The organism is Microvirga yunnanensis, assembly GCF_025460875.1.
On the sequence record NZ_JAMXFI010000001.1, the window covers coordinates 17,282 to 30,308 of the forward strand.

Here is a 13,027-nt window from a genome sequence, read left to right on the forward strand (position 1 = left end):
ACGGCAGGGAACGAAATCAAGAGGGAGACTGAATCTCAGAGCATCTCGGAATTGGGAGCGAATTCGAATTGATCGATCAAACCCCTAGAAGAGAACGCCATGCCAGATTTAGCAGCCACGATCTCGGCACATCCGTCGAACGACACATCTCTCACAGACGGCTTGAACCCCCAACAAAAGGCAGCGGTCAAAGCTTTTCATAGACCGCTGCTGGTCCTATCCAGCTCCGGAACCGGCAAAACCCACGTTCTGGCGACCAAATTCATCTACGCGGTTCAGGTCCTCGGCTATAAGCCGGACGAGATCATGGCGGTTACTTTCACCAGGAAGGCTGCTCATGAGTTGAAGGAGCGCATCGGCCGGAAAATCGTCGCTGACGTCGAAAACCTTTATGTCGGGACGTTCCATTCTCTTTCATCCCGCATGCTCCGGATCCACCAGGCGATCCATACCGGCGAGAAGCCATTCACGATCGTCGAGCCGGAAGAGATCAAGATGACCCTCACGGGCATCCTCGCGAGCCTGGATGGGTTTGGGAACTCGTCGAGCAGCCGAGAGATCGATAAGCGGATCAACGCGCTCCTCAAGACCATCGATGCTGCAAAGAATATAGGCGTCAACCTCGGCTCCGATAGCAACTCGACATGGATCACGAGCGCTCCGGGAATCTCCAAGGAGGATAGTGATATCCTCGCCCAGTATGAAAAGACGATGCGGGAGAACCGCTGTCTCGATTACAACGATCTGATCCTGGATTTCATCCGGCTCACGAACAGCAACCCCATTGTTGCGCGGTCCTGGCGAAAGAAATTCAAGCTCGTCCTGGTGGACGAGTATCAGGACACCAATCCCGTTCAAGAACGCTGGCTGCAGATCTTCTCTGACGCGGGAAACAATCTTGCGTGTTTCGGAGACGATGATCAGGCTGTCTATGGATGGCGCCATGCGACTGTCGACAACATCCTGAACTTCGAGAAGCGGTATCCCAATTCCGTCGTCATCAAGCTGGGAATCAATTATCGCTGCCCTGAGCAGATTGTCCGGAAAGCAGGGAAACTAATTTCCGGCAACCAGAAGAGACACTCGAAGACGGTCCGATCCGGCAACAAGGGTCAGGGCGATGTCGCGAGCATTTCCTGCAACGGACAGCCGGGGATGCTCAACCAAGCTCTGGTCCTGATCCAATCAGTTGCGAAGGCCCAGCCCAGGGATATTACCATCCTTGCCCGCACGAACAGCGACGCCGATGAGGTGGCCCAGTTTCTCAGCCGCCACGGGGTTAACATCTTTCGGTTCAATCCCGATGCGGACTCTTCCCCGCAGCTCCAGACGTTTCTTGCCTGGCTCCGCCTGCTCGCAAACGAATCCGACAGCCCGGCAGCGATCAAGATCATGACCAGCCTCGCCGGTCTCGGGACCGCCCAAGCCGTCTGGCGGGCCGCCAGGATGGAGGGCGTTCCGGTAATGCAATGGCTGAGCAAGCGTGCAGATGCCGGCAGCCTGAGGCAGGACGGACTTCTCCGGCTGATGGATATCTATCAGGGCCTCAGGAGTGCGACGATGATCTCGAGCACATCCGAGATGATCGAGCTCGCCCTGACCTATACGGATCTCGACAAAGACATTGAGGCCCTCAACCCAGCCCGCCGGGCTCGCTTCTTCCGCCAGTACATGGCGATCTCGGAACACGCCCATCGGGTCGAGGATCTCGCCACAATCATCGCGACGGCCCAGACGGAGATCGCCGACGTCGATGGCCGGCCGGATAACGCGGTGGCGGTTTCGACGATGCACGCCATGAAAGGACTGGAATCGCCCGTTGTGATCTCCCCCGGATGGAGCAAAGGGAAATTCCCAAGTGGCTTCGATAAGGGAGATGAGATCGACGAGGCCCGCCGCCTTGCCTTTGTGACCATCACCCGCGCGTCAGCCCGATGCTTCCTGCTTTGGGATAGCCAACTCGGCCCCTCTCCGTTCCTGACCGAAATGGGTCTGGCCTGATACCGTCCGAATTTCAATCAGAAAGAAAATCTCCCATCATGACCAAATCACGGCTCGCTGGTCTTGCCAGCCTGGTCGGCTTTCTACTGACCGTTCCCCTCGCCAACTACTTCGTCTCGCGGATCGGCACGATTTGCCTGCCCGACGGCCCCTGTCTCATCCCAGTGGCGCCGGGGATCATGTCCCCGAGCGGCGTTATCTGGGCCGGGGCCGCCCTTATCCTCCGCGATCTTGTCCAGCGGCAGCTCGGGGTCGCGTGGAGTACGGTCGGAGTCCTGATCGGGGCCGCACTCAGCTATCTGATCAGCCCTGCCTTGGCCCTCGCAAGCGCGGTCGCCTTTTTGATTTCCGAACTCATCGATCTGGCTGTCTACACCCCGCTCCAACGCAAGGGTCTTGTCATCGCCGTCGTCGGGTCCAGCCTCGTTGGACTATTGGCGGACTCAGTATCGTTTCTCTGGCTGGCCTTTGGCTCGCTCGACCATTTCGCCGGGCAGGCCCTGGGGAAAGCGTGGATGATCGTTCTATCTCTGCCGCTCCTCTATTGGCTGAGAAACCGGGATGCACGAGAATTGAGATCAAGCAATCGCCTCCCGAAAGGACCGGCGGCCGCTCGTTTCCAGACATCGTAGTTCCAGCACGCCGGGGGAGCCCTCCTGGCTCCTCCGAGATCGCATTTCATGGCCCACTGTTCCTACCTGCGTGCCAGCCTCGTCCTTTCTGTTGTTCTTTTTGGAGCCACAGCGGCACATGCCAAGACCACAAAGAAGGCAGAGAACGTGGCCCAAGCTCCCAAAGTTGAGACCGTCAGCGCAACTCAGGTAGTCCAGCCGGAGAGTTCAACATGCCGGAAGGTTCGGCGCCGGCTTTGGGTTGAAGATCAAGGATGGGTCGTTAGACAGGTTTCGAGCTGTTCCTAGGCTCAGTGCCTCTCAGGGCGCGACCACTCCATTGGTGAGAACAAGGCTACCATTCGCTTCCTGCACAAGTCCCTCGATGCGGGCGTTACACTGAGACTTTGGAACTGGGCCACTACAGTTCGCCAAAACCCATTTCATGCTTCCCAGGTCCAGCGTACCCCGATCGAGAATGATGTCTCCCACCCGTTTCGACCCATCGTATACGGCACAGGAAGGCGTGCTCATCCCGATCAGGTAAACGGTACAGAATTCGACTGCGACGTGTTCTCCGATCACTTCCCGCCACAGGCTGATAAAATCACGGCTGTCGAGGGAGCCATTGGCAGCCCGCTTCAACTTCAGGGCCTTGCCGGAGGCGTCGGATCGATTTTCCTCCGTCCGCTCCACGGTGCATTCGGTTTCGTGAATGGTCTTCAAGTAGCGAAAGTCGCTTCCATCGAACACGAAATAGTGGAACCCGCTCTTTCCGTCGCTCGGATCATGCCAGGTACTTTCATCGTGCTCGAACTTCCCAGTCATCACGATGAGCGAACTGTCCAACTCAAATCCGAAATCTGGTCCACCCACATAATGTGTTTTGTCGCTACACCAATCCCCGGTGCCCGTGACGAGGCTGAACGGAAGCATCTTAACCTTTCCGGTCGCCACATTAACTACGGCTCCACGATTGCAGCCGGTCCCGCAGCCCCACGTAGTGATGACGTATCGGCCGGCGAAGTTCGGGGGTTGTTGAGCTGCTTCCCGGATACGGGTGCGGTAGTTGTTCTTGTCTGGATCGTCTAAAACTGGTTTTGCGTTGGTGCCCTTGTGGATTTTGCTGGCCGGATAATCCGGGAATTGTGGGACAGACACCCGAGATTTCTTTGGCAGGGCGGCCTCTGCCTTCGCGACCGCAACTTGCTCCTGGGCAGACGTCTTTGACGCCTCGAGTGTATGCACCAGTGATGGATCTGCTTCGCCCGGCTTAGGGTTTGGCTGATGAGTGCTGGGCACGGCTTGGACGGCCTCTGTCGCCACCTGGACACCGTGACCGGTACCCGATGTAACTTCGGCCTGCCGCATGACTTCGCAGCTCGTCCGTGCCCAATGCCCATCAGGCGGAATATCCGAGGTTTCTGGCTCCTGATCATTCCGCATACGGAATTGCCTAAAGGATTCCGAGATGGCGTTGAGGCTTACCGAGCCAATCTCACCAGCCGCGTCCTTATATAGGCGCAGCTCTCCTCCAAGCTCTTTCTCGGCCTCGGATGCTCCCACCGCAACCAGGATTTCCTGATTGTCGTTCCTCCGCCGTTGCTGCCGGAATTGGAAGGTCTCGCCCGTTTCGATGATTCTCAAGTCCCACGGCGCGTCAGCTTTCCGCGGATCGGAGATCAGGAAGAATCCGAAGGCGTCCTGGATAGGTGCGAAGACGATCTTATCAGTGTTGCACGGATAAGGACCGGGCGCGTACCGCAGCCGGCCGATCATCTGGTCAACCGCACGGGGCAGGTCCTGAAGGTATGCACCGGCCACGAAGCCAGACCCGGTTCCCGGGCCAAAGATCCGATCATGCTCGGCTGACATTCGGTCGACATCAGCCTTACACGCCTTGAGGCCCTCGCTAAGATGGGTAAAGACTTCCTCCGGCTGGTGCTGCCGCTTTAAGGTCCGCTGCACGTGGTCAGCGACACATTTCGTGGCAGCCCTGACAAAGGGCACGTGAGCCCTTCGTTTGGCCTCTCCGGAAGCCTCCTCCGCTGAGAGGCGAGCACCCATTCCGGTACTCGCACAGATAGCTAAAGACAAAACCCCAAGCACGAGCCCCTTAGATAGCATCCTTCTCTCGCCCCCACCCATAGCCGCCCAGTATGAATACCGTCCCAAGGGAAGTAAACGGATGCCGGGTGATCCAAATGGCGCATTGGTCGGGATCTTCTTGGGGAGCCCCTCTCGGAGAGACGAAGACAGTCAATCCCCATAAGAAAAGAGCGGCCCACCGGACCGCTCTCGTAGACGAATAGATTTGATTGATGGATCACATGCCCTGGCTATTCTGCTCCATCATCCGCCGACGCATCTGAAGGCGGGAGAGTTGTGCTGGCTGCGCGGCCTGGTTCTCCGCAGCAGGCTTTTCCTCTGTGGCCGGCGCGGGCCGATCCTGGGACTGAAGGGCAGCCTTATAGACGCCACCCTCAGACCGGCCCATCGTCAGCCGGTAGCCAGACGGCATGCCGAAACGCTCAACATGGATCTTTTCCAGCGCATTGAAGCCACGACGAAGGGAGTCCATCGGGATCTTGTCCTGCTGATCTAAAGTGACCCCGCCCCCCAAGCGCTTCTGATCGTCAAACTCGAACCGCATGAATGCGCCGCGTAGGACGAACTTTGCCTCCGTGCTCTTCCCAGACTTCAGGTTCTCGACAGCCGAGGTGATACGATCTTGGAACGCCTTATCATGGTCGATGGCTCGCGCCAGCTTCTCGACTTCCGGCAGATGGTTCTGGATCGCGTGGTCAAACCGCGCAAACTTCTCCTTGTTATCCAGTTCCTGGAAGCGCTTTACCGTCCGGTCGAGAACCTCGGTAATCTCCTCACGAGTCGCCTCACGGATCATATTTAGCTGTTGATCCCGCCGTTCCGGGTTTCGGTCACCCGCCAGCATGAGCCCGCCACGGATATAGGCCGCCACCAGCTTTAAGCCCTGCTGGCTGGCTGCCTCGGCCCTTGCGGAGTACGCAACCTGCTCGTCACTCACCTGACCCTGCTGCCGGCGCGGTGGGGTCGAAGCGACTTTGGTCGATACCGGAGTGGCAGCCTCACGGACCTTCGCCATCTCCGGCTCTCGGCTGATGGCATCCGCTGCGCCGAAAAGGATCGCCTCGAGATTAAGCTGACTCGCCCGGTCTTCCTTCCAAAGCGCATGCGATTTGGAATCCACTCCGTAACGCTGGACGGCAGTATGGTTAACATCCGGGATGGCGCCCATGGGGGCGGCGTAGCAGCCATACTCCTCGTTGTAGCTGGCCCGGATACCCGCTTGGCCGAGATCCTTAATCATTGTGTCTGCTTGGGCGCGCGGTGCGAAGAACCCGGTCAACCCTTCGGACACCAGCCCGAGAGCCACGAAATCAAGTCCTGACTTACCACTCACACCAGCTTCCACGCTCACCTGACTTGTCTGCATCGCGGGATCTCCGTCTCCGATAGCGAATTAACGACACAAGACCTGTAGCATAAATTCGGGTACAATGCACGTAATTCGGCACGATTTGCAAAACTCGGTCGCCCGAAAGGCAAAAGGCATGTCTGGTCAAACAAACCTATTGGTTTCCAATCCCCGGAAAAATCGATGAGCCCAGATCCAGACTATGTCATTCAGGCCCGATACGTCCCGACGCTCCTTGGCCTCAAAAAGACACCATCCCCTTGGGAGCTTTGGCACGTACTCAAGGGCAATATTCCCTCGGCGCAGGTCGAATCTAGCCGCGGCTTCTGGAGCCGCCGCCTCCACCGAGAGTTCGTGATCGGCCTGCAGGAACGATACTCCTGCATTCTGTTCGATCGGAGCAAGGAGCAGATTTACCCGACCAGGCAGATCCTCTCCCGCCACCTGGTAGAGGTCCGGTCTCGCGGACAGCTGCCCCTCAGCCACGATACCAAGCACATCCACTTGATCCAGATCTCATCCGAGAACTACGCGATCAACTGGAATGTAAACGGAGTTGTCCAGGCTCCTCCTTATATTGTGGCCGAAGTTCACCCGATCATGGCGGCGCTCGGCATCGAAAGCCTCGCGGTCGCTTTGATTGTGGCCGGCGGCGAATTCGAGGCATTCGTCGAGATCGATTTCGATCCTCCCCTCTGGGAAATGATCAAAGCGGCTACGACCGACTTCATCTTCTCCCTGGACATGGACGAGGAGCCGGCCCCTGATTTCGCCATCGACGGGGACGCTATCGAGAAGCGGTACCGCCCGACGAATAGCGATCCCGCCGATTACTCGGAGGATCGCGCCTTCAACAAGCTCGTCACGGAGTACGAGGCCATCACCCAGGAGATCCAGGGGCTCGAGCGGGATGTCCGGGAGAAGGACAAAGCCAAGCGCAAGCTGAAGGCTCAGCTCATCACAGCCCTGGGGAACCGGTCGGCAGCACAGGGCAAGGGCTTCAGGCTCCTCCGCGATGAACACCACGTCGGGGAGCAAAAGCGAGCCGCTTACTCCTATTCGACCCTCAAGATCGACCGCCAGACACAGGCGGTCTGATCGCAAGCTACTGATTTCAGATCAATTTTTAGAGGTTCAAATGCCTGCACGCACTAACTCAGACGTCGTGAGAGCTTTAAAAGAAAAGGTCGCCAACGAGAACAAAAAGGACCGCCAAGGCGATAATCGGTCGAAGCTCTATTATGTCAAAATGGAGTACGACGCGACCAAACTGGACGAGATTTTCGGTCCGGAGAACTGGAGCGCGGAGATTCTCAATCAGGAATCCCGTGTTTGGGAGCAGGATCTCGTCAGCTTCAAACAGAACAAGCAGGAGGTTTACAAAGCTCGGGTCGCATCGGCCTGGGTCACTGTTCGGTTGACCGTCAAATTCCCTGACGGAAGAGAAACCTTCCGCGACGGCGTCGGCGCCGGTGACGCGATCCGGCGCGCCGACAATCCAAACTCTGTGGAAGCCGAGGGTCTGGCCCTAAAAGCCGCCGGAACGGACGCCATCAAGCGTGCTGCAACCCTCCTCGGCAACATCTTCGGCCGCGGCATGGAGAAGGACGGTACGCAGCGGTACGATTATGATTACGTGCCACCTTTGGATGATGAGGCGGACGAGGAAACCCGTCCCACCTCGGACGTCGTGATCGCCAATGACGTCGGCCAGCCCCAGAATCCGCCTCAGCAGCAGGTCCAATCCCAATCTCGGCCCCAGGCGCAGACGCGGCCCCAGCCTCAGTCCCAGTCGCCGCAGCCGAGGACACAGGCTTCGGCCCAACAACCGTCGTCCCGTCCTCAACAGCATCACGAGCCAAATGTCACCAGCGGCCTGTCACGCCAGGCACCGGAACACGCTCCAGTGGCACCGACCGCCCAGCCGCAGCATGCCTCCCAGCCCGGGCCGGCGGACGACTTCGATAACGCCCTGAATCAGGCCTCCGTCGATGTCCGCACCCTCACCGATCCGCTCTCCGAGCACCTCCGGCTGATCATTCCACAGGGAAACCTGATCGAAGTTGGTATCCCTGAGCGCTGGAAGAACATCTTCTCGCAAATCAATGAGGCCCGGAAGAACTGGGTCACAACAGTCGAAGATGTAGCCACGATGAAGGCTCACATGGCCGACTTCCGGAAGCGTGCCTCTAACGAGAACATCATCTCGGGCACTTCTGCCGGTGCGAAAGACATCAAGCATTACTTCGACACGATGGACACGTTCATCGAAAAGCGCCGTCAACATATCCTTGGCATAGGCCAAGCGGCGTAGGCCTAAACGGGCCCCGCATCCTGCGGGGCTTTTTCTGTGCTCCCATCAATAATCCCTTGGAACCAGGGGAAAGTGAAAACCCCGAAAGCTCGTTGAGTACAATGTCAGAGAACCTCAAGCTCTCCGCAGGTGACCTTGCCAAACAGATCGGAAGTGGCAAGGAGCGCCGCTACAGCGACGACGAATGGGAAACGCTGTGTCCCGCCCATGATGACCGCAAGCCGTCCCTCGTCATTACGCAAAAGGGAGACCGACTTCTCCTCTACTGTCGGGCAGCCTGCGCCCAGACCGTTATCCTCGATAGGCTCCGGAGCAAGTACCAGATCGAGCCCAGGCAGCTCGGACGCACCCAGAAGCGCGAGTTGCGGTGTGATGGCACCCAACCGCGCCAGCGCGTTGCGCCCATGGAGCGCCGGAAGAAGAAGGGGCTCCCGGACGGCGCGATCTACGCGGGCACGTCCCAACAGGGAAAACCGCCTTCATTCCTCCTCAAGAACAACAATGGGGTGTGGTCTTGGCACGACAGGCATGGCCGCGAGTGCTTTTACACAGTGCGTTTCGATGACCCAGAAGGCGGCAAAGATATCAAGCCCCTCACCCCCTGGATGATTAAGGGCAAGGTGCAGTGGATCCGATATGCCCCTCCGGATCCGCACCCGATGTACGATCTTCACCTGGACGATGGTGAGTGCCCTGTCCTCGCCGTCGAAGGGGAAAAGACCGCCGAGGCTGCCAAGAAGCTTATTACCCGGCCTTCGGAGATCTTCGGCGGCGCCATCCCGTGGACCACCACCACCCTTGGAGGTTCTCGGAAGGTCCACATGGCCGATCTTGACCCGTTGGAAGGCCGGGACCTGTTCATTGCCCAGGACATGGACGCCGCCGGTCTCAGTTATGCGTCCCAGTTCCTGCGGAGTAAGGCAAGGTCCATCACTTTAATTCGGATGCCACGATCCGCGCTCCCTAATGCAAGGGGCGCTCGGGCAGAGGATATCGAGCCCGGATATGATTTGGACGATTTCCGGCAGGAAGGCTGGACACTCGACCATTTGGAGGAGATCGCCCGCAAAAAATACCTGCTTTTCCGCCTCAGATAACAGATCAAGTGACGAAACCGATATGAAAAGTGGCAAAACTGCGTTATAATTCGTTTTGCCGGGATACCCCATCCACCCTTTGTTCTTTTCATCGTGCCAGGAGCAAACTCCCGATGAGCGCTAAGTCCTTCCTGAACCACTCCGATGCCCCGTTCCGGCGAGACATTACTGTCATCACCATCGGCGATCGTCACCCGATCCAGGACCCCAACCGCCCGCAGTTCGGCAGCGACCGTGATAAGGCTGCCTCCTTCGCATTCCACATCGAGCAGTCCCTGACCCAGGACAACGAGCTTGCTCGCGCTTCCTACTGGAATGAGCTTCGCACCATCGCAGCTGTCGCCACCCGTGGCGTCCTCTCGGCCGAGCAGGGCCGTGGCCAGGTGCGCGACCGTGCCAATCAGGCTCTTGAGGCCAGCGACGTCGACCTGACCCCCCGTCAGATCGAAGGCACCATGAATGTCACGATGGCCAAGCGCCAGTTGACGGACCTGATGCCGAAGAACCTCACGGTAGCCCAGACCAATCAGGTCCTTACCCGGCTCGTCAATGAGGCGATCGGTACCGCTCAGGGCCACATCATCACTGATGACAGCGACTCGACGGTTGTTCGCCTCCGGAACACGCAGGCCTATCGCACCCTTAACAAGGCTGTCGGCGATATCTATGCCGATACGACCGTTCCCTTCAAAGATGACGAGGATGAGCTCGGGAACATCAAGGATGTCTCCGCGGACCGCCGCGAGCAGATGACCCGCCAGATCCTTCGTTCTTCTTTCGCTCCGGAGGGCAAAGCCCCGGCACAGCAGGCGGCAGACCCGTTTGTCGGCAACGAGACTTTTGAGCAGGCCGTCTACAACCGCCTGCGCCTCGGCTCGATGATCTCCGAGGTAATTTCTGACGAGAAGGAGCGCCGCATGTTCGCGGCCTTCATCGACAATGCCGCCATGGGCGTCCTCGACGGCACCAAGGACCGCCCCGAGTGGATCCTGCGTACCGACATGGACAAGCAGAAGGAAAACTACGACCAGCTGGTGGCAAGCGGCTCTGACCGGGCCGAGAAGCACAGGTTCACGGCTGACCTCAATGCGCTCGCCAAGGAGGTTCTCGCCTCAGACCTCTTCCAGAGCCAGAAGCAGGCCCTGGCCGACCTTCAGAAGAGCGGCCTGGAGCGCAATGCGATCACGGCTGCCATGGGCCGCCACGCCTCGCAGCAGATGGACCGGACTGATTTCGTCATGGCTTCCCGTCAGCAGGCGCTGATTGCCGAAGCCTGGGTCTCGTTTGCAGCCTCGGCTGGTCCGAACGTGCCATCCCGCACCGCAATCGCGAACGCCGCCAAGCAGATCCGGGAGGACTTCTCCCGCCCGGTCGAGATGGCGTCTTACAAGAAGGCCGAGGACGGCAAGATCGTCCCGGTGAAGATGACGATCCGCCCTGCCCTCTTCGGCCCCGAAACCAGCGGGCTGAAGTTCCCGACGGTCGCCGTTGAAGGCTCCCGCTTCTATAAGAATGCCGGCGCCATCAATGACTACGTGGCTCAAATCGCGGTGGCCAACAAGGCTCTTCCGCCCCACACCCGCACCAGCCTCGTCGTCACCGTGGATGACAAGTCCAAGTCCTATAAGGCTCTGACTGAGGCGGCCGAGAAGAACGGCTTTGGCGTGATCAACGCCACGGTCTCTGCCAAGACCACCCGGATGAAGATTGTCGGGGAGAACGGCGCCAAGTCGTTCAACGAGCGCAAGATGCAAATCACTGTGCCGAACCCGTCCAACCCGGATGAAGCCTTTGATCTGTACTCCCGTGAGGGTCAGCGCGCCGCCCGTGGCAAGCTCATCGTCCTGCATCCGGATGGCAAATCCGACAACCAGGCCCGTATGATCGGCTGGCAGGTCGCCCAGTCCATCTCCAACAAGGTCGCCGTCTTCGGGCTTGAGCAGAACGACTACAACACCTGCCAGCACGTCCGGCGCGGTGTCGAAGGGGGCAAGCAGATCGAGGTTCGGGACAACGCCGGCGCTCCGGTCAACTTGGAGGAAGCCTACAAGACTGCCGTCATGGGTGCTCCGACCCCTCAGGAACGAGCTCGCCGTGAAATCCAGAGCTGCGCTGCCGGTCTCATCAATCCGGAAACTCCTGGCATCAGCCCGGAGCAGAAGACCATCGCCACGGTCAACAGCCTCGCTCTGGCCCAAGTGTGCGGCATCAAGAACCTCGAGGTCATTCAGAAGCAATTCTCGACCTTGGGCGATGTGGTCGAGTTCGCGTCGCGGTCCGGTAAGAACGTCGTGACGCTCAGCAAGGAGGAAATGGCATCCCTTCGCCCGGTCGCTGCTGCCCTCCGGGGTGGTGTCGAAAAGCTTCGCAACCCGGCCGCTCTGGAGGCCCTGCTTCTCGCTTCATCCATGAAGGTTGAGGCAGCGAAGCAGAACGATATGCGCTATGACCTGACGTCGGACTTCGCCAAGGCTCGCGCCCTGCCTGTCGTGGTCTACGGAGAGCCGTCTGTAGGCAACGCTGTTGCGATCATCGGTCACGACAATGAGATCGGAGCAAAGACGAAGGGCGCTATCGAGCAGCTTGTCGTCGAGGCCCGTGACAAGGGAGCGATCATCCACACCACCGCCGAAAAGGGCATTGGTGAGGCTGTGATCGAGGCAGCTTCGAAGCATGGGGCGAAGTTCGTGGCATTCTCCCCTGACCGGGACGCTTCGGGTCTGTCCGACAAGGCTGTCGACGCTCTGTTCGATGCCATCAACAACGGCAGCGGCTCCATGGTCTCAGCCCAGGGCTTTGGCAAGAACGAGATGGCTGCGAACCGGACCAAGGTTTTGCAGATGGCTACCGAGACGGCGAAGAGCGTCGTGCTCGCCGCCGCCAACGACAAGGACGTGTCAGCCCTAATCGCGGTTGAGTCCGGTCAGACCCGTCCGGTCGCCACCCTCTCGCCGAACCCTGAGGAGTTCTTGAATTTCACGGCGAATGTCGCCCTCACCCGCGAAATGGGAACCATCACGGCCAAGACCGGCCGCGGCGGAAACACCATCAGCCCGGTGGGTGTCGGCTTCCAGGGTGAGGACGGAGTCTTCGAGAGCAACGGCTACAACGCTGACGGTGGCATGGACCCACAGTCCAGCCCGATGGTTCGCGTTGCGTCCTTCTCTCGTCCGGCCACGGTCATCATGAAGACCGGCGAAATGGGGGCGTTCATCGAAAACGTTGAAGCCGGAAAGGCCAACACTCTGACCCGCGACGACCTCAATGGTCTGACGGCGGCTCAGATTGCTCTCAAGTATGGAGTTGTGAGGCACCCAAGCGAGTACGAGCAAAAAAGTGCTAAATCCCCTGAAGAGATCTCCGTTGCCCTCGCGGACAATGACAAGCGCGAGTTGGAAACGAAGCTCTCTAAGCTGGCAGCCAATGACAAATTCCGTGTGGTTGCCAGGGCCCAGCAAAATGGGGTCGGGATGTAACCTCTTCTAACAATCTGGTGACCATCAGCCCCGGCCCTCGGCCGGGGCTTTTTCGTTTCAAAGGAGGCAGA

9 protein-coding genes are annotated in these 13,027 nt (G+C 58.9%); 6 read left to right on the plus strand and 3 right to left on the minus strand.

Features of this window, described 5'->3' with window-relative positions; all coding sequences use genetic code 11:
• The first annotated feature begins 99 nt into the window (after window positions 1-99).
• Together NF876_RS00090 and NF876_RS00095 are read left to right on the plus strand one after the other, a co-directional pair.
• Window positions 100-2,001, plus strand: coding sequence for an ATP-dependent helicase (locus tag NF876_RS00090; RefSeq protein ID WP_262266981.1), 1,902 nt, complete (start codon window positions 100-102; stop codon window positions 1,999-2,001).
• Window positions 2,002-2,039: 38 nt separating this feature from the next.
• Window positions 2,040-2,633, plus strand: a complete 594-nt coding sequence (locus tag NF876_RS00095; protein ID WP_262266982.1) for a VUT family protein — start codon at window positions 2,040-2,042, stop codon at window positions 2,631-2,633.
• A 300-nt stretch (window positions 2,634-2,933) separates the two neighbouring features.
• On the opposite strand, the gene NF876_RS00100 is transcribed toward NF876_RS00095, so the two are convergent.
• The gene (locus tag NF876_RS00100; protein ID WP_262266983.1) at window positions 2,934-4,622 is read right to left on the minus strand and encodes a hypothetical protein; all 1,689 of its coding nucleotides are present in this window, start codon (window positions 4,620-4,622) and stop codon (window positions 2,934-2,936) included.
• 316 nt (window positions 4,623-4,938) lie between these two features.
• Window positions 4,939-6,087: a hypothetical protein gene (locus tag NF876_RS00105; protein WP_262266984.1), complete on the minus strand. Its 1,149-nt coding sequence runs from the start codon at window positions 6,085-6,087 to the stop codon at window positions 4,939-4,941.
• Window positions 6,088-6,252: 165 nt separating this feature from the next.
• On the opposite strand from NF876_RS00105, the gene NF876_RS00110 reads away from it, so the two are divergent.
• Together NF876_RS00110 and NF876_RS00115 are read left to right on the plus strand one after the other, a co-directional pair.
• Complete coding sequence (locus NF876_RS00110; RefSeq protein ID WP_262266985.1) at window positions 6,253-7,167, plus strand: hypothetical protein; 915 nt, start codon at window positions 6,253-6,255, stop codon at window positions 7,165-7,167.
• A 40-nt stretch (window positions 7,168-7,207) separates the two neighbouring features.
• A complete protein-coding gene (locus NF876_RS00115) occupies window positions 7,208-8,383 on the plus strand; it encodes a Rad52/Rad22 family DNA repair protein (RefSeq protein ID WP_262266986.1) in 1,176 nt (391 codons plus the stop codon).
• A 104-nt stretch (window positions 8,384-8,487) separates the two neighbouring features.
• On the opposite strand, the gene NF876_RS00120 is transcribed toward NF876_RS00115, so the two are convergent.
• Window positions 8,488-8,766 (minus strand): hypothetical protein, encoded by a 279-nt coding sequence (locus tag NF876_RS00120; protein WP_262266987.1) that lies wholly within the window; start codon window positions 8,764-8,766, stop codon window positions 8,488-8,490.
• Window positions 8,767-8,787: 21 nt separating this feature from the next.
• Here NF876_RS00120 and NF876_RS00125 point away from each other — a divergent pair, with 21 nt between their 5' ends.
• Together NF876_RS00125 and NF876_RS00130 are read left to right on the plus strand one after the other, a co-directional pair.
• Window positions 8,788-9,480, plus strand: coding sequence for a hypothetical protein (locus tag NF876_RS00125; RefSeq protein WP_262266988.1), 693 nt, complete (start codon window positions 8,788-8,790; stop codon window positions 9,478-9,480).
• A 113-nt stretch (window positions 9,481-9,593) separates the two neighbouring features.
• Window positions 9,594-12,956 (plus strand): hypothetical protein, encoded by a 3,363-nt coding sequence (locus tag NF876_RS00130; RefSeq protein ID WP_262266989.1) that lies wholly within the window; start codon window positions 9,594-9,596, stop codon window positions 12,954-12,956.
• Window positions 12,957-13,027: the final 71 nt, after the last annotated feature.